General features: G+C 67.4%; 17 protein-coding genes. 4 read left to right on the top strand and 13 right to left on the bottom strand.

The window, feature by feature from the left end; genetic code table 11:
* Window position 1: 1 nt before the first annotated feature.
* The 4 genes from RBB84_RS20185 to RBB84_RS20170 all read right to left on the bottom strand — a co-directional run bounded on the left by RBB84_RS20185 (window position 2) and on the right by RBB84_RS20170 (window position 4,415).
* Window positions 2–1,066, bottom strand: a complete 1,065-nt coding sequence (locus RBB84_RS20185; protein ID WP_350246650.1) for an MBL fold metallo-hydrolase — start codon at window positions 1,064–1,066, stop codon at window positions 2–4.
* Entirely contained in the window at window positions 1,063–2,628 is a 1,566-nt protein-coding gene (locus tag RBB84_RS20180; RefSeq protein ID WP_350246648.1) for a long-chain-fatty-acid--CoA ligase, read from the bottom strand. The genes RBB84_RS20185 and RBB84_RS20180 overlap by 4 nt, the downstream gene beginning before the upstream one ends.
* Window positions 2,629–2,826: 198 nt before the next feature.
* The gene (locus RBB84_RS20175) at window positions 2,827–3,150 is read right to left on the bottom strand and encodes a putative quinol monooxygenase (protein ID WP_006550720.1); all 324 of its coding nucleotides are present in this window, start codon (window positions 3,148–3,150) and stop codon (window positions 2,827–2,829) included.
* Window positions 3,151–3,275: 125 nt separating this feature from the next.
* Window positions 3,276–4,415, bottom strand: a complete 1,140-nt coding sequence (locus RBB84_RS20170; protein WP_350247695.1) for a DUF418 domain-containing protein — start codon at window positions 4,413–4,415, stop codon at window positions 3,276–3,278.
* A gap of 160 nt (window positions 4,416–4,575) precedes the next feature.
* On the opposite strand from RBB84_RS20170, the gene RBB84_RS20165 reads away from it, so the two are divergent.
* Window positions 4,576–5,100, top strand: a complete 525-nt coding sequence (locus RBB84_RS20165) for a pyridoxamine 5'-phosphate oxidase family protein (RefSeq protein ID WP_254583444.1) — start codon at window positions 4,576–4,578, stop codon at window positions 5,098–5,100.
* A 21-nt stretch (window positions 5,101–5,121) separates the two neighbouring features.
* Here the strand turns inward: RBB84_RS20165 and RBB84_RS20160 are convergent, their stop codons facing one another.
* From RBB84_RS20160 to RBB84_RS20130, 7 genes are all read right to left on the bottom strand, one after another.
* Window positions 5,122–6,609: a TerD family protein gene (locus tag RBB84_RS20160; protein WP_350246646.1), complete on the bottom strand. Its 1,488-nt coding sequence runs from the start codon at window positions 6,607–6,609 to the stop codon at window positions 5,122–5,124.
* Window positions 6,610–6,612: 3 nt separating this feature from the next.
* Window positions 6,613–7,848, bottom strand: coding sequence for a TerD family protein (locus tag RBB84_RS20155; protein WP_350246644.1), 1,236 nt, complete (start codon window positions 7,846–7,848; stop codon window positions 6,613–6,615).
* Between the two features lie 42 nt (window positions 7,849–7,890).
* Window positions 7,891–8,667, bottom strand: a complete 777-nt coding sequence (locus RBB84_RS20150; protein WP_052227205.1) for a hypothetical protein — start codon at window positions 8,665–8,667, stop codon at window positions 7,891–7,893.
* A gap of 65 nt (window positions 8,668–8,732) precedes the next feature.
* A complete protein-coding gene (locus RBB84_RS20145; protein WP_006550714.1) occupies window positions 8,733–9,839 on the bottom strand; it encodes a cysteine protease StiP family protein in 1,107 nt (368 codons plus the stop codon).
* Window positions 9,836–11,131, bottom strand: coding sequence for a phosphoribosyltransferase family protein (locus RBB84_RS20140; RefSeq protein WP_193902818.1), 1,296 nt, complete (start codon window positions 11,129–11,131; stop codon window positions 9,836–9,838). The genes RBB84_RS20145 and RBB84_RS20140 overlap by 4 nt, the downstream gene beginning before the upstream one ends.
* Window positions 11,128–12,285: an HpcH/HpaI aldolase/citrate lyase family protein gene (locus RBB84_RS20135; protein WP_006550712.1), complete on the bottom strand. Its 1,158-nt coding sequence runs from the start codon at window positions 12,283–12,285 to the stop codon at window positions 11,128–11,130. The genes RBB84_RS20140 and RBB84_RS20135 overlap by 4 nt, the downstream gene beginning before the upstream one ends.
* 29 nt (window positions 12,286–12,314) lie before the next feature.
* Window positions 12,315–13,436 (bottom strand): hypothetical protein, encoded by a 1,122-nt coding sequence (locus tag RBB84_RS20130; RefSeq protein WP_138845833.1) that lies wholly within the window; start codon window positions 13,434–13,436, stop codon window positions 12,315–12,317.
* A 292-nt stretch (window positions 13,437–13,728) separates the two neighbouring features.
* Between RBB84_RS20130 and RBB84_RS20125 the strand changes: the two genes are divergently transcribed.
* The 3 genes from RBB84_RS20125 (at window position 13,729) to RBB84_RS20115 (ending at window position 16,296) form a co-directional block, all read left to right on the top strand.
* The gene (locus RBB84_RS20125; protein ID WP_006550710.1) at window positions 13,729–14,304 is read left to right on the top strand and encodes a TerD family protein; all 576 of its coding nucleotides are present in this window, start codon (window positions 13,729–13,731) and stop codon (window positions 14,302–14,304) included.
* A 104-nt stretch (window positions 14,305–14,408) separates the two neighbouring features.
* Window positions 14,409–15,515: a DUF475 domain-containing protein gene (locus RBB84_RS20120; RefSeq protein WP_254583441.1), complete on the top strand. Its 1,107-nt coding sequence runs from the start codon at window positions 14,409–14,411 to the stop codon at window positions 15,513–15,515.
* Window positions 15,516–15,636: 121 nt separating this feature from the next.
* Window positions 15,637–16,296, top strand: coding sequence for a hypothetical protein (locus RBB84_RS20115; protein ID WP_006550708.1), 660 nt, complete (start codon window positions 15,637–15,639; stop codon window positions 16,294–16,296).
* A gap of 98 nt (window positions 16,297–16,394) precedes the next feature.
* Here the strand turns inward: RBB84_RS20115 and RBB84_RS20110 are convergent, their stop codons facing one another.
* Window positions 16,395–16,589 carry a hypothetical protein gene (locus tag RBB84_RS20110; protein WP_350247727.1) on the bottom strand — a complete coding sequence of 65 codons (195 nt, stop codon included), beginning with the start codon at window positions 16,587–16,589 and terminating at the stop codon, window positions 16,395–16,397.
* Window positions 16,590–16,669: 80 nt separating this feature from the next.
* Window positions 16,670–17,494, bottom strand: a complete 825-nt coding sequence (locus tag RBB84_RS20105; protein WP_138845069.1) for a helix-turn-helix transcriptional regulator — start codon at window positions 17,492–17,494, stop codon at window positions 16,670–16,672.
* Window positions 17,495–17,524 lie beyond the last annotated feature (30 nt).

Genomic DNA, 17,524 nt, shown 5'->3' with positions numbered 1-17,524 from the left:
GTCAGTTTTCCTTCGTATGGGTCGGAGTGGAGAGAGTCCAGTGGGCGGGAGTTCCACCGTCGGAACGGATGTCGCCTCTATCGGCGAGAACGAGCAGATGGGCCTGGGTTTCGCGGACGGCGAGTCGCTGCAGCCGGGGATCCATCACATCGATAGGACGCGACCACGTGACGCGGGTCGTGATCTCCCACGCCGTCGACTCGGGCCTGGACGCGACGGCATCGCGGATCTCGTCGAGACGGACCTCGTGGTGGTCCATGAGTTGGCGTGCGCGTTCGGTGACTCCGCGGAACCGGTACTCGTGGGCGGGCAGCACCTCGCAGTCCGGCAGAGCCGTCGTCGCATGCAGCGACAGCAGGTAGCGGTGCAACGGGTCGCCCAGTTCGCCGGGGCCGGAGGAGATGTTGGGGCTGATGCGCGGGAGCATGTGGTCGCCGCTGAACAGCAAGTCGCGGTCGCGGTCGACGAAGGCGAGGTGACCGGGCGTGTGGCCGGGCGTCCACACCGTTTCGATGTTCCACCCGGGCAGATCGAGTCGATCACCATGAGAGAGAACGACATCCGCGCTCTCGCCTCGGGGGAAGCGGACGAGTTCGAAGCGGGCGGCCTCGACGACCTCGGGCGGTGCGCCGAGTCCGGTGAGGTCTACGCGCCATGCTTCCTTGTCGGCGGCGGCGTCCTCCGGGGTGAAGTGCCCGAGGGCGGCGGCGTCGGCGGCGTGCATCGCGATCACAGCGCCGGTCGTTTCCTTCAATCGGGGTGCCAGACCGAAATGGTCGGGATGCAGGTGAGTGATCGCCGCGTAGCGCACCTCGGTGATGTGATGGCCGGTCGCGGCGACACCGGCCACGAGGGTGTCCCACGACTCCTCGGTGTCCATGCCGAGGTCGATCAGGGCGAGGCCGTCGTCGAAGGCGAGCGCATAGGACAGCACGTACCGCAGCGGGTTCTTCGGCATCGGAACCGGAATCGACCACAGTCCTGGCCGCACCTCTTCGACCGGTGGCAGTACGTCGGCCGCCCACGCTTCACGCTGGACGGTACCGAGATCCTCGGTGACGATCATGACGTCGTTCCTTCCCGTGCAGGAGCGAACTCGTCGCGCAGTGTGCGCTTCAGGATCTTGCCGCTGGCGTTGCGAGGCAACTCGTCGACGAAGTGGATGTGCCGGGGCTTCTTGTAGGAAGCCAGACGTTCGACGGTGAACTCGAGGAGTTCGGCCTCGGTCGGTGTCTCGGCTCCGGGCGCGACCCGCACGACGGCGGTCACGGCCTCGCCCCACCGGTCGTCCGGAACTCCCACCACTGCGACCTCGGCGACGGAAGGATGTTCGGAGATGACCGATTCGACCTCGATCGGGTAGACGTTCTCACCCCCGGAGATGATCATGTCCTTCACGCGGTCGGTGACGAACAGGTAGCCGTCCTCGTCGATGTGTCCGGCATCGCCGGTGCGCAGAAAACCGTCCTCGGTGAACAGGGCGGCGTTCTCGGCCTCGCGTCGCCAGTAACCCTGTGTGTTGTTGCGCGACCGGCTCACGATCTCACCGGTTTCGCCGCGGGGGAGCGGTTCGCCGGTGGCGAGGTCACGGATCTGGACCTCGATCCCCGGCAGCCCGGTGCCGGCCGAACGTAGGAGGTAGGAGCGCGGACCGTGCGGGTCGTGGTCCTCGGCACGTAGCGCTGTGAGGGCGCCCATCGTCTCGGTCATCCCGTAACGCTGCACGAAGCGGCAGCCGAGGGTGTCCATGGCGCGGGCGAGTTGCGTGGGCGTGATGGGAGAGGCGCCGTAGGCGACCAGACGCAGCGCCGACAGGTCGTAGTCCGACAGGTCGGGCATCTCCACGAGCATGTTGATCACCGACGGCACGAGGAATGCGTGGGTGATGCCGTGCTCGGAGATGGCGGCCGCCACCAGGTTCGGGCGCATCTCACCGATCAACACCAGGTGCAATCCCGCCGACAGGGTCGTGCTCATCCAGCCGGCGCCGGCGATGTGGAACAGGGGCAGCGCGTCGAGGGACACCGAGTCCTCGGTGAACTCGTACAGCGCGAAGTTCTGCGGTTCGTTGAACAGGTTGTGATGCGTCGCCACAACACCTTTGGGTCGACCCGTGGTGCCCGAGGTGTAGAGCTGCAGCACCTCGGTCCGCGGGTCGTCGCCGAAGCCGGGGTCGATGTCGTCACCGGAGGCGACGAAGTCGTCCCACGACCGTGCACCGGGAACGGTGGAGGCGTCGCCGACCACGACGATCTGTACGGCGGGCAGGACTGTGGCGGCAGCGCGGGCCGATGCGGCGAACTCGTCCTCGACGATCAGGACGTCGAGCTGCGCGTCGTCGGCGATGTCGGCGATCTCGCCCGGGTTCAGGCGCCAGTTGAGCGGGGTGAAGACCAGTCCGGCCTTGGCGCAGCCGACGAACGAGGACGCGCCGGGTAGGCCCATGCGCAGCAGTGCGCCCATGCGCTCGGACGTCGCCGGAACGGTCGCGAGCGCCGAGGCGACCCGGTTGGTGAGCGCGTCGAACTCGGAGTAGGTGAGTGTGGTTCCGCCGGAGCTGACCGCCGCACGATCCGGATGTTCGACTGCCAGCTGCCGGATTCGGTTGGGAAGGTGCAACTCGCTCACATCACGCTCCTGATCGACACGGCCGACGCGCGGACATGCCGTCCACGCCGTTCCAGTCGATCACGATCGTGACTGCTGCCACAAAGACCTGCAGCCGTACGCAACGTTAGGGCAAACCTATGGGCGCGTATCGAGACCGACGTCGTGTGCGAAATCCCCGACGGGTCTCGCACACGACGTCGGTCTCGAGGCGATCGATCAGTCGATCTGCAGTTCACCCATCCGGCCCCACTCGGTGCCCGGAATCTCCGTGTTGAGGATGCGCGGGGTCTCGACCAGCGCCGGCCGCATTGCGTCGAGTCCCCTGCGGAAGTGATCGGACTTCACGTGCTCGGATCCGGCGTCCCCGTCGCGGAACGCCTCGACGAGAACGAACTCGGACGGATCGTCCACGCTGCGGGACCAGTCGAACCACAGGTTCCCGGGTTCGCTGCGAGTCGCCTCGGTGAACTCCGCGGTGGTCTCGAGCCAGCTGTCCTGGTACTCGGGCTTCACCTTGAAACGGACCACGATGAAGATCATCTTGCCTCCGGTCGGTAGATGTTGGAGGGACGGATCGTCCCTTCGTCGAACATATCGCCGTACTCACCGGTGAGGGCGTCGAATCCGTGACCGAGCGGCAGACCCCCACGAGGCAGCCCGACACGTCAGCGACGTTCCGTCAGCCGCTCGTAGGACACCCGCCACACCCATTCGACCGGTCCCTGGCGGAATCGGCCGAGCCACCAACGGGATCCGACGACCATCACCGCTCCCACCGCGATGTACACCGCGATCGTGAACGGGACCCGCATGGCGGGGTCCACGGTCTTCGCCAGACCGAATCCCCAGTCGTAACAGAGCACCGACGCGACGATGTTCTGCAGGATGTAGCAACTCAGCGCGGTCCGCCCGATGCGTTCACAGGCGGTGCCGACCGTGCCGGTGGTGGACCTGCCGATGTAGAAGTGGGCGATCCACGCCAGCAGGCCGAGCGCGACGAACGGGGCGATGCCGTAGCGCGCCGCGAATACACCTGCGGCACCGCCGAACAGACCCACGGCGAGGTCGAGCGGTGCTGCGATCGCCCCGACCACCATCAGCCGCCGGCGCAGCACCGCACCTCTGCTGTCGAACAGCCCGGAGGAATACAGTGCGGCGCCGGTCAGGAACAGCGCGACCGTCATCGGGATCACGAAGATCACCTCGGCGCGGAACGCAGCGGCGTTGTCCACGCGGAAGACGATCATGTCCCACCAGGTGGCGGTGGTCAGCTCGGGGGTCTCCGCATTCGGCGGTGAACTGGCGAGCGCCACGACGACCGCGGTCACGGCCAGCGCGTGAACAGCGACGGCCGTACCCGCGACCCACAGCCGCACACGACGGGAGGAGATCACGAGCCCGCACACGAGCATGGACGTCAGCGCATACCCCATGAGGATGTCGAACTCGGCGACGAGCAGGTAGTGCACCACCCCGTCGACGAAGAGCAGGGCGGCGCGTACCCGGTAACCGCCGGGCCACGGCCGCCCCGCTCGCTGAGCGGACGCCGCCTGCACGGCCAGGCCGATCCCGAACATCAGTGTGAGCAACCCGAGGAACTTTCCCTGCGCGAGTTGCATGAGGATGCGTTGCGGCCACGGATCGGTGCCGATCGAGGCGAGATATCCGACGATCCCGGCGGGGTCGGTGAAGATCCAGACATTGGCGGCGAAGGTGCCGAGGATGGCGATCCCCCGGGCCACGTCGAGGGCGAGGATACGTTGCTGTCGCGTCGTCGAACCGGTGACCGTCATGATCCTCACCATGCGATGCGGCGGGGTCGGCGCGCGTCGGCCGACCGGGGGATGACGGGTCCTCCATGCGGGTGACCCGCGTTCGGTGATCTCCCCGAGAGCAGACATCGGCGAGGAGAACAGAGCAGGAACTGTCGGGTCCCGTGAGCCTCGGTGATGTGAACATGGAGCCATGCACGAAACCCCCACCGAGCTCGCCGACCTCCAGGTGCTCCTCGACACGTCGCTGTCCCGGTCCACATCCCACCTGAGGTCGATCGTCGACGAGTCGCGGACCCTCACGGCCGAGCAGCTCGTCGAGGTGCTCACGGGCATGTGCGTCCTCTCGCTGGCGACGGTCACCGCCGGCGGGGAACCGCGCATCAGTGCTGTGGACGGACATTTCCTGCACGGCAAGTGGTACTTCGGCACCGCCCACACTGCAGCCAAGGCCCGGCATCTCGCCGCGCGTCCCGCGGCCAGCGCGGCGCACATGCGCGGGGAGGACCTCGGCGTGTTCACACACGGCCACGTGGAGATTCTCAACCCGCGCGGCGGTGAGCCGGCCGACGACTGGCCCGAACTGCTCGCCTACCTTCAGTCGTTCTACGGCGGGGACGCGTTCGACTGGAGCGAGGAGGTGGTCTACTACCGCCTGAACCCGCACTGGATGACCGTGTACGCGCCCGATGTCACGACACTCGTCGATCGGCGCTGATCCCTCTGTGCGAGGGGACGATCAGTCCGGAAGCGAACTACCACCCAGCGCGCCGCGCAGATGCTCGGTCTCGGTGGGCAGGCTGTCGGGAACGAACGTCCATCGGCCTCCCGTCCACGGATCGGCCAGCTCCCCGTCGACGGGAAGCTTCTGCGCCTCGTCCCACAGGATCTCCGCGACCCGATCGTCCGGGGGATCACCCGCGAGGACGACCGAGACCCGGCCGGCACTGCCGGTACGCGCGATCCGGACGATCTCGAGCAGGTCGTCGTGGTCGTAGCCGTAGGGGAACCCGGCGAGGACCAGCAACACGGGTGAGGCGGTCTCCGCGTCGACCTGCCGGGCGAGCGCGTCGAGGTCCGCCGCGTCGGCCAGCCCCCGGAGTCTGGCGGGGACCCGCGACCGGTCGTGGACGGGCGGTCCGGCAAGTCGGGCTGCGGTGAGGGGTTCGAGTGCGGGCAGCGTCCGCCCGGGATCGACGAGGTGCAGCAGGGTGTCGGGCCGGGCCGTGAGCAGTCGCACGACCACGGACGACACGACGGGACCGAGGTCGGCGGGGTCGCCGTCGATCCACAACGGTCGCGTGAGCGGTGCCGGCAGGCACAGGGGGATGCGCAGCGGACCCAGATCGGGCGCCGTCACCTCACCCACCCGCACGCCGTCGCTCGGCAGGTGCACGTGCATCCAGGCCGGGGAGATCCAGGATGCGAGTGCGGGCGGCAACGTCGCGTCGACGGTGAGCAGTTCGGCGGCGAGCACCGCGCTGTCGTCGCGGTAGCGGGCCTCGGCGACACCGACGAGCTCGTCGTAGCGCTGCTGCGCACGCGCCCGGGCACCGTCGGCCTCGGGCTCCATGCGCCGGGCGGGATCGGCCACAGCTGTCGAGAGTTCGTCGTCGAAACGGTGCTGGGCGAACTCCGCACTCGACGTGTACGCGGCGGCCGATCGGGCGGCGTCCTCGAAGATCTGCCACAGCACCTCGAGAGGTGAGAGGCCGATGACCGGGCCGGGCCCGGGAGCGGCCACCTTCTCCGCGTCGGAGGGTGACTCGACCTCCACCCCGTGCGCGGTGAACATCTCGGCGAGTCCACCGGCGTATCCCTGGCCGAGGGCGCGGATCTTCCATTCGTCGTGACGACGGTAGATCTCCCAGCACAGCAGCGCCGTCTCGGTACCGACCGCCGGTTCCACGTGAAACGACGCGAGGACGGTGCCCGCCGCGTCGCACAGCGAGGTCGACACCGCTGCGGGTCGCTCGCAGCCGACCGCACACAGCACGCGTGCGCCGGGACGGACCGCGTCGACGTCGACGACGATCACCTTGCCCTCGAGCCGAACGCCCGCCGTCGTCGGTTGGTTGTAGAACACGACGTCGTCGGAGGACGCCACCTGCAGGCCGTCGTCCACGACGAACGCGCACACGTCCAGAGGGACGGATGCGGTCGCCGCGAAACGGACCGTGCGGGTCGGCAGCGGGGCGTTGCGCCCCGCTGTGAAGAGTTCGCCCACCGGTCAGACGGCCAGGAACCGGCCCAGTTGCGGCGCGGCCTCACCGGGATGCTTCGCCTGCATGCCCTCGCCGATGGCCTGCAGCTTCCATTCGCTGCCCTGGCGGTAGACCTTCGCCATGACCATGCCCGTGAACGGCATGCCACCCTGCAGCGTGTAGCGGGCCAGCTCGGTGTCGATCGTGCCGTCGACGAGACGGCAGAACGCGTTCTGCACCTGCTCGAAGGTGTGGCCCTTGTAGGAGGTCACGATGAACATCACCGTCGTGACATGGGCGGGGACCCGCGTGAGGTCGACGAGCATCACCTCGTCGTCGCCCTCACCGGCACCGGTGAGGTTGTCGCCCTGGTGCTGGACCGAGCCGTCCTTCGACTGCAGCTGGCCGTAGTACACGACGTCGGCGATCTGGTTGTCGGCGAACATCACGGCCGAGGCGTCGAGGTCGATGTCGGCGGAACGGTTGCCGAACAGGCCACGCTTCTCCACTGGATCCCAGCCGAGCCCCATGCGCAGGAAGGTCAGCGCGACGCCGCCGTCCTTGCGGAGGGTGACCTTCTGCCCCTTCACCAGGCTCACCGGGCGGTTCTTCGTGAGGCTGACCTCCGCAGGCTGTGCCGGAGGTGCCAGCTGTGCCGGAGGCGGTGTCTGCTGCACGGGCGGTGTCTGCTGCACGGGCGGAGCCGGAGCCGGCGTGGGAGCGACGGGCTGAGGTGCGGCAGCAGGCTGGGCGGGTGCGTCGTCGACGCTGACCCCGTGATCGGTCACCAACGCCGCGAAACCGCCCGCATATCCCTGGCCCACGGCGCGGACCTTCCACGCGCCCTGGCGCCGGTACAACTCCAGCGCGATCACGATGGACTCGGTGCTCAGTCCGTCGATCCGGTACTCGTACAACACCGTTCCCGCACTGTCGGACACGCGCGCGGTGGGCGGTGCGAACCGGCCGAAGCTACTCGACGCGTCGTCGAGGGTGATCACGGCGCGCACCTGATCGATGTCGGCGGGAACCTGCGCGAGCGACACGGCGAGCGAGGCCGCCTGCCCGGGCGCGCCGGATACGAGACGCACACCCGGCCCGGTGGGCTGGTTGAAGAACACGAAGTCGGCGTCGGAGCGCACCTTGCCGTCGGCCTTGACGAGCAGTGCGGACAGATCGGCGGGCGTGGTCAGCTCGAGCGAGACGACGACGTCGGACGCGGTGAGCGGTCCGTTCTGACCCTTGGAGAGCGGAGTCGGCAAGAGATGTGTCCTCACTGTGTCGGTGACCGGGCACCTTCTACTCTACGAAGCGACCGGAAGACGAGCGGATCGGGCGAACCAGGCGAGGATCTCCTCCCCGGCGGTGACGCCCGCGGCGTCGGTCACCGAGACGGTCGGGTGGCGCCAGTCCATCAGTTCGAGTTCGCCGTGGCGAGGCCGGATCGCGGCGTCGGCGGCCTTCAGCATCTCCGCATCGAGCGCACCGTCACCCGCGGCGAAGACCGGGGCGTCGTCGGTAAGCACCCCGCGGTCTCGGAGCCGGCGGTGCACCTCTGCCACCGCGCGGCTCTTGCACACGCTGTTCGGCATCGTGTAGATCTTCCGGCCCTGCTGCGACGCGTTCCAGCCGCGCGTCGAACACCACTCGTGCCAGTCGTCGAGAAATCCCGCCGGTTGCGCTGCGACGTCGACGACGAGGTAGCAGAACAACTCGTCGGCGATGCGGAACTTCGACACCCAGTCCTCGGAGATTCGGCGGCGCAATTCGGTCGTCATCTCGTCGAGGCTCGCACCCCCCGCGCGTACCGCTGCTTCCACGGTCCTGCGCCAGTGCGGGTCGAGATGCCCGTCCTCGAGGATCGACCCACCGTTGCTCGCGATTGCATAACGCCACGGACCGCCGGGGAGGTCGATGCGGCGGAACTGTTCGGGTGTGCGCGTGGTCGTCGGCACCATCGCGACCTCGCCGGCGAGCGTCCGAAGCTGTTGCGCAGCAATGTCGGTGACGTACGACAGCGGTGCGCTCTCGTAGTACTCGACACAGAGTAGATCCTGCGTGTCGAACTGGTCGCCGGTCATCGCGGCGCGCGAATAGATGAGGGTGCGGTCGAGATCGGTGGCGACCAGTGCGGTCGTAGTGCTGGTCACGGCAGGTCCTTGATCAGTCCCATGCAGGAGTAGGCCAGATCGGGAACCTCCTCGACGGGAACGTCGCGAGCGGCCGCGAGCATCCGGATATGGGCGTGCTCGTCGGCGGTGATGTCGCGCACCAGAACCTTCCAGGGAACGCGACGCAACAGCACGCGGGTGGTCTCTCCGACACCGGGTTTGACGAAGTTGACGCTCGAGATGCCGTACTGCGCCCGCACCCGCTCGACGGACTCCCAGCCGGCCCAGGTGGGGGTGCGGTCGGATTCGAGCACTGCCTGCGCGGCCGATGCGACGTCGCCGCACGTGTCGAACTCCGCGGCGACGGCGTCCAGCAGATGATTCGACACGTCGTCCGCGGCCAACTCGGCGTAGAACTTGGCGCCGTGGAACTCCCCGGGGCCGATCAGGCTGTCGTTGAGGACCGTTCGTGAGACCAGTCCGGAGACGGTGGAGTTCAGGCAGGCGGAGGCGATGAGAAAGTCGTCGCGCGTGCCGTAGGTGCGGACGCAGTGGCCGGGGTCGGCGAGTACCGCGAGATCGTCGGACAGGACGGGACCGCCTCGCGCGGTGTATTCGGCGAGCGCAGCGGACAGTTCACGCGCGATCGCGCCTTTGCCCGTCCAGCCGTCGACGAAGACGACCGACGCGGGAGCGTGCCGCGCGGTGATGTGGTCGAGAGCGGCGGAGTCGATGCCGCGACCCCGGACGATCGACACGGCGTAGTGCGGCAGCGTCAGACCGTGGTGGTGCAGCGCCCATCGACGGATCAGGATGCCGATCGGGGTGCCCGCCCGCGCGAGCGACACGAGGGTCAGGTCGGTTCCGCGTTCGGAGAGAAGCAGTTCGGTGACCGTGCCCACCGCGTGCGCCAACCGGCCCGCAGTGCCGGCCAGTGCCTTGTCGAACAGTTCGCGGTAGGCGGCGTCGGGTTGGTACTCGATCGGCAGGGACTCCGCGTAGTGCGCGAGACCCGCCTGGATCCGCGCCTCCCGTTCGGCGATGTCGCCCTCGAGGTCGGCGTGGGAGAGATCCTTGAGCAGCCACGTCACCTCGTCGGGCGCGTAGGAGCCGAACTCGGGTCCGGTCAGTGGCACGGTCATACGGTCTCCCTGTGGGTGCGCAGCACCGTCGGATCGGTGGCGGGCACGATCACGACGAGGACGTCCTCACCGGCAGCAGTGAGCACGTCGAGAACACCTCCCGGTGCGCGCAGGCGGTCGGTGTCGGCGGGCGAATCGATGACGAGGATCAGCTCGGCGCGGACCTCGGTGGACGTAGGCCACTGCGCGTTGTAGAGGAAGCGCGGCACCTCGTTCTCGAACTCGCTGTCGATGTGTTCGGGTGCGGTGAAACGGAATCCGCGGCGCAGCGGATATCCGTCGACGTCCATCACGTGGACGGGGGAGCGGGTCGTGGTCTGGAACAGGGCGGGAGTGCCGCGGTCGACGAGTGCCTCGGCGAGTCGCAGCGGCAGATACATCAATTCCTCGTGTCCGACGACGACGGCGGGTCGCCGGGCGTCGCGTACGTCCGCGATCGTGTCGGCGAGCGTCGACAGAGCCGCGTCGAAGGCCGCCGCGTCGGTGCGCAACATCCCGTGCCGCCCGCCGTCGGGCACATGGGACGGCCACGCCGCGTGGAGGAACCGGACGTCGCCGCGTTGCTCCCCCACCGGATTGAGGAGAGGGTCGGGTAACGCCGCGACCCGCGCGACGAGATCGTCGGGGACGACGGATCGTCCGGCGGCCAGGCTCACGTGCTCGATGCTCGTGCCGAGTTCCGCGGCGACCTCTGCCGTCCGGCGGCGATCCTGTTCCGACCGCATGTCGACGAGGGAGGCGAGGACGTAACGATCACGCGGATGATCGCGGTGCAGCGCGCGGATGGCGTCGAGGGCCGTTGCTCCCGTGGAGATCTCGTCGTCGACGAGCACGAGCGGCGCGGCGTTGGCGAACAGTGCGCCGGAGGTCGGCTGCAGCAGGTGGAAGGTCGCGTGCGAGTGCCCCTCCTCGAATCCGGTGAGCACCTCCGCTCCGGGAACCTGGCGTCGCGTCGAATGCAGACAGCATGCGGCGTCGAGGGCGTCGGCCACGCAGTGACCGAGACCCGTTGCGGTCTCGGCGAATCCCATGACGACGGCGTCGGATGCCGCATCGCCGAGGAGGTCGGTGACGAGCCGGCCGAGCCGGTGACCGGCGCCGCGCACCGCGGCCGGTTCGGTGGGGATGTGCTTGCCGAGAACCGTGGAGACGAGCAGGTGCGCACGCCGTGGATTGCGTCGCAGCCCGGGCCTGACGAGCTCGGGAACCGTGTAGCCACATGACGACTCCGCATGTTCGAGAGCGAAACCGAGCTCTGCGGTGGCCCAGGGGATGTCGAGAATATCGGTCATCGGTCCACCAACGCCGTCAGCAGGTCGACGAAGGTGATCCCCTTGCGGGTGACACCGAACACCGACGCGCGCAACAGGGTCTGCTCGGCCCACGTACGGTGGGGTCGTCGTTCGTTCATCTTGTTCCCGTATCCCGAGGCCTGCACACCACCGGTGTCGCGATCGAGGATGTCGGTCGCATCGTGGAACTCCTCGTGGGTCACGGCCGACAGGGCATGCACCGCAGCGACATGCGACGGATGGATGACGGTCTTGCCCTGGATGCCGTTGGCGCGGTCGAGGGCGATCTCGCGCAGCAGACCGTCGAGGTCGCGGCTGACGAGCTGCTGACGGAACAGCACGGCATCCTGTTCCTCGAAGGGTGTCGAGCGCAGCATCGGTCGGAACATGCGTTCGTGGTCGGCAAAGTACTCCCAGACGGGCCCGGTGATGACGAAACCCGTTCCGTCGGTTCGCCCGAGGTGGTTGACGATGTCGGCGATCACGTCGACGACGACCCGGACGTCGTAGATCGTCAGGTCGCGGTCGCGCCGGATACCGAAGGTCGCGCACATGTCGGTCGCGCCGATCCGGACGGCGAGGATGCGGTGGCGATGTTCGGCGAGGATGCTCGAGATCGCACGCAATTCGCCGTCGCGGGTCTCGCGGTGGACGACCTCGGCCGACTCGATGACGGGCATCGCGTAGAGGTGACGGCCGAGGAGGTCCGACGCCGCGGCCACCGCCTCGAGGAAGACGGGGCCGGTGTGTGCGGTGAACTTGGGCACCACGAATCCGGTCAGCACGGCCTTGCCGGCGCCGAGCATCGACGCGATCCGCCCGACACCGTCGGCGGTGCGGACACGGACGAACAACATCATCGGCGTCGGTCCGCGTTCGGCGAGCGCATCGAGTGTCGCGACGGCGTTCTGCAGGCCCTGCTCGACCTCGTCGTCGGCGACGGCGTCCTCGAGGTCGAGCACCATCGACGTCACACCCTCGGCCGCACGTTTCGAGATGGTCGTGACGAGATCTCCGCGCGTCGCGGGTACGTAGAGCGTGGCGCCGAGAGCGGTCGCCAGGCGGTCGCGATCGTCGCTGTGCCCGAACGGCTCGGGACGGTGCAGGAACAACTCCTCCATCGTCGCGCCGTCGAGATGCCGAAAGTGCTGCATGGCGCGCACTTCGGTAAGCGTGGCCCCCCTCATGCGTTCTCGGTCCGTCCTCTCATCCGATCGACCACTCCTGCGATGAAGGTAGACACCGCATCCAAATCTCTGACGTAGGCCCAGTAGTCGGGGTGCACACCGGTGAGTGCGTCGACGGCCCTGTCGATCCGGCTCAACTGCGAGTCGAGAACGGAACCCCATTCTGCGGTGAGACCGCGTTGCACGGCCAGGTGTTGTGCGTCACGGAGGCGGAACCGTACCTCGTCGACCTTGGCCCCCGGATTCTGCCGGACGGAACGCAGCGTGGCGAGTCGTGCGGTCACGGCGTCGACGAGTTCCTCGGCGCGTGACAGCTCGGCGCGGATCGCCGCGACCAGCTCGAGCGCTTCCTCGGGGCGGCCGTCCTTCGCCGCCGCCCGTGCGCGTCCGAGCTGGTCCTCGGCGCGAGCGAGCAGTTCGGCGGCCTGTTTCTCGTTCCCGGACAGGTCGGCGGAGCTGGCCGCATTGAACTCGCGCAACAGCGCGGAGAAGGCCGGGGCGAGACCTTCCGCACGGGTCCGGACCGCTCCGATCCTGGTGGTGACCGAGGCGAGGGTGCGAACGGCCTCGTCGCGGCGCCCCGGTGCTGCGGCGAGGGCGTCGAGCAGAGCAGTGGTCGCCTCTTCGACTCGGAGGGCCGCTGTGCGGGTCGCGCCCACGCTGTGCGCTGCATCGAGGCTGTTCAGGGCCTTCTCGAGCGCTTCGGTGGCAGATCGGACCGACGGATAGTTCGCAAAGGAAACAAAATCCGGGGTCTGCGTCGCGGCGAGGGTGTTGCGCGCTTCGGTACGCATCCGGTGTGCCAGCTCGGGCACCGTGTTCGCCACGGTCGTCATGTGCTCGAGGTGTCCCCGGTTGTTTCCGAAGAATTCATCAAGTGTTCGTGTTGCTTCGGTTATCTGCCGCAGTGCCTGCTCGTAGGCCGGAGCAGGTGCGAGCGGTTGTTCCGGATCCGTCACTGCCAGTTGAAGATACGTCTCACCGGCGCGATAACACGCCTGACGGATGGGATCCCACTGACGGAGCAGGTGCCGTTCGGGTTCGAGCTCGTAGGACGCGGCCACACCGGCCTCGATGACGGACTGGCGCTTGTCCATGTCGAGGAACGCCGCGACCATCGCATCGTGTGCACGACGAGCCGCGGGATCTTCCGTGTTTCCCCCGCCGAACAGGCGGCGCGTCCATCGGCTCGCCACAGAACCGAATGGTACTGGGCGCACGTCCACCGGGCCGATCCGTCACCTTTCCGCCGGTCGGAACTGTGGTTCGTGCGGGTCACGAAGTGAGGCGCGGGACCGGGCATAGTGGATATGGGCGTACCCCACGGCAACAACTAGTGTGGGGAGAAACGCACACCGGGCGTGCCCTATACCGGTACGTCGACCGTTGGAACGATCGAAAGGACCCCGCATGGGCGTCAGCTTGACCAAGGGCGGAAACGTCTCCCTCACCAAGGAAGCTCCGAACCTGACGGCAGTGGCCGTCGGCCTGGGCTGGGACGTTCGCACCACCACCGGCACCGACTTCGACCTCGATGCCAGCGCCATCGCTACCGGGGCCGACAAGAAGGTCGTCTCCGACCAGCACTTCGTCTTCTTCAACAACCTCAAGTCGCCCGACGGTGCCATCGAGCACGCCGGTGACAACCGCACGGGTGAGGGCGAAGGCGACGACGAGGTCATCAACGTCGACCTCGCCGCCACCCCGGCGAACATCGAGAGCATCTTCTTCCCGGTCTCGATCTACGATGCCGATTCCCGCAGCCAGTCGTTCGGCCAGGTCCGCAACGCGTACATCCGCGTCGTCGACCGCGCGAACGGCAACGAACTCGCTCGTTACGACCTGTCCGAGGACGCCTCGACCGAGACCGCCATGGTCTTCGGCGAGCTGTACCGCAACGGTGCGGAGTGGAAGTTCCGCGCCATCGGCCAGGGCTACGCGTCCGGTCTCGCGGGTATCGCCCGCGACTACGGCGTCAACGTCTAGTTCGTTTCTTCCGGGTTCCGGCTTCGGTCGCAGTACCGAAGCCGGAGCCGACGTGCAGTAACCACCCTGCAACGCCCTGATTCCGATTAGAAAGGCCACGCTTCGTGGTTCTGCGAATATTCGGTGCATCCTTCGCGGTCACCGTCGTCTCCCTCGTGGTCGCCTTCCTCTACGGCGGCCCGCAGGCTCTGTTCCTCTGCGTGATCCTCGGCATCCTCGAGGTCTCGCTGTCGTTCGACAACGCGGTCATCAACGCGACCGTGCTGCGGCGGATGAGCGAGTTCTGGCAGAAGATCTTCCTCACCGTCGGCATCCTCATCGCCGTCTTCGGTATGCGTCTGGTGTTCCCCCTCGCGATCGTGTGGGTGGCGTCCGGACTCGGCCCCATCGCGGCACTCGACCTCGCGTTGAATCCGCCGCCGGACGGAGCCGCCTACTTCCCGGACGGCAGCCCCAGCTACGAGACCCTGATCACCGATGCGCATCCGCAGATCGCGGCGTTCGGCGGCATGTTCCTGCTGATGCTCTTCCTGCACTTCATCCTGGAAGATCGCGAGATCAAGTGGCTCGAATGGCTCGAGCGTCCCCTCGCGAAGGCCGGGAAGCTCGAGCAGCTCGAGGTCGTCGTCGCCACCGCGCTGCTGCTCATCACGGCCACCGTGATCGCACCCGAGGACAAGGTCTCGACCGTCATGATCGCCGGCGCGCTCGGCATGATCACCTACATCGCGGTCAACGGACTCGGCGAGATGTTCCACATTCCAGAGGAAGGCGAAGAGCCCAGCGGCGGACCGAGCGGCCTCGCGAAGGCCACCGGTAAGGCCGGCTTCTTCCTGTTCCTCTACCTCGAGGTGCTCGACGCGTCGTTCTCGTTCGACGGTGTCATCGGAGCCTTCGCCATCACGTCCGACCCGATCATCATCGCCCTGGGCCTCGGCTTCATCGGCGCGATGTTCGTCCGCTCGATCACCATCTTCCTGGTGCGCAAGGGCACGCTGTCCGACTACGTGTACCTCGAGCACGGTGCTCACTGGGCCATCGGTGCGCTGGCACTGATCCTGCTGTACTCGATCGGCACCCACGTGCCGGAGGTCATCACCGGCCTCGTCGGTGTCGCCCTGATCGGTGCGGCATTCACCTCGAGCATCTACCGCAACCGCAAGATCGCGGCGAGGGAAGGCGAAGATGCTGTGAAGACCAGCATCCCCTGATCCTCGACAGTTCGAACCACATGCCGATGGGAGCCCTCGATCCGACATCTCGGATCGGGGGCTCCCATCGCTTTTCCGTACCCCGTGCGCATCCGCGCAGCACTCCGACGAAAGGCTCGACATGGCCATCGACTACAACAAGAAGCCCGAACAGAACGCAGGCGGCGTCAACCTGAGCAAGATCAACCTCACCAAGGAATCCCCGACCGTGAGCCTGTCGAAGGCCGGGTCCGGGCAGGGCGTCACGCGGGTGAACCTCAACTGGTCGCGCGGTGAGCAGAAGAAGGGCTTCCTCGCGAAGCTCACGGGCGCGAGCGGCGGCGTGGACCTCGACCTCGGCTGCCTGTTCGAACTCGCCGATGGTTCCAAGGGAGTCATTCAGGCGCTCGGGAACAGCTTCGGCGCGCTGAACACCCCGCCGTACATCCACCTCGACGGCGACGACCGCACCGGCTCGAACACCGGTGGCGAGAACATGCACGTCAACCTCGAGCGCCCCGAGCTGTTCAAGCGTGTGCTGATCTTCGCGATGATCTACGAAGGAGCGCCGAACTGGGCTGCCGTGGACGGCGTCGTGACGCTGACCCCGCCGTCGGGTCCGCAGATCGAGGTGCGCCTGGACTCGCCGAACAACGGCGCGCGCATCTGCGCGATCGCGATGCTGCAGAACACCGGGCAGGGCATCACCGTCGAGCGTCTCGTGCAGTACATCGACGGCAGCCAGTCCGACCTCGACCGCGCGTTCGGGTGGGGCATGCAGTGGCAGGCGGGGCGTAAGTAGCCCCTAGTGCGAATTTCTTTCCGGCCTGGTGGCCGGTCACGGGAGATCCCGCCGGCGCATGTCGGCGGGATCTCGGTGGTTCCAGGGGTGCAAGCAGGTCAGCGTCGTCGGAGAGCGAGGACCGGAATGGTGCGTTTCCCGCGCGTCTTCTCCTCGACCTCTGCTCGACCGGTCTTGCAGCCACGATGATGCACGAGCGCCATGGGCGCACCCTCGAAGTTGCCGCCGACCCGGCCTCCGTTGGCCCGGAACTCGGCGATCACCTGCGCATTCCAGTCGTCGGACGAACTCATGGGAGAAATCCTCCTGGCTACTGCAGTCGGCTACGAACCACCGTAATCATGTAGAGGACCACGGGGTCCGGAACGAGGAATCACGAGCGGTCGGTGGTCGCCGCCAAGGATCCCAATAGCCGAAGTTTGTCGTCACTGGGCGAGCCGGCAGAGGCCCGGTACACGATCAACTGATGTCCAGGTGCGCTGCGAACGTCGAATGCGTTGTATTCGAGGACGAGATCGCCGACGGCAGGATGCCGGAACTCCTTGGCCTCGTGTGTTTTGCCCCGCACATCGTGCCGATTCCACAGTTCGCGGAACTCCGCGCTCGCATCGTGCACCTCGAGAACGAGGGCACGAACGTCGTCGACCGAGCCGGTGTGGCCCAGAGCGAGCCGGAGATTCGCGACGCACGACGTCGTGGCGCGCTCCCAATCGGTGAAGAAGCGGCGCCCGAAGGGATCGAGGAAGGTCATGCGCACGAGATTGTCGATGCGCTCGAAGCCGCTGTAGAGCGCACCGGCGAGCTCGTTGTATGCGAGAACATCCAACCGGCGGTCGATGATGAGCGCGGGTGTGTGCGACCAGGATGAGAGAAGCTCCCGCAGTGAATCGTCCACGGTCTTCCGCACCGGAGTGGGCGGTGTCGGAGCCAGTCCGGCGAGACGGAACAGGTGCTCGCGCAGGTCGGTGTCGAGAGCCAGCGCGCCGGCGAGGGCGTTGAGAACCGCCGGAGACGGGTTCCGTTCGCGACCCTGTTCGAGTCGCGTGTAGTAGTCGACGCTGACACCGGCGAGCATGGCAACTTCCTCGCGACGCAGACCGGAGACCCGCCGCCCCGACTGCGCCGTGATGCCGACATCCGACGGCTGCACGTGCCCGCGTCGCGCCTTGAGGAAGGTTCCGAGTTCGGTGGAGACCATGAGACGACGCTAGCTCCCCGGATGCGGTAC

It is taken from the genome of Rhodococcus sp. D-6 (assembly GCF_040256695.1).
GTDB classification, from domain to species: Bacteria; Actinomycetota; Actinomycetes; order Mycobacteriales; family Mycobacteriaceae; genus Rhodococcus; species Rhodococcus pyridinivorans.
The sequence above is the reverse complement of the archived record's forward strand: the minus strand, read 5'-3'. Positions and strand labels throughout refer to the sequence as shown.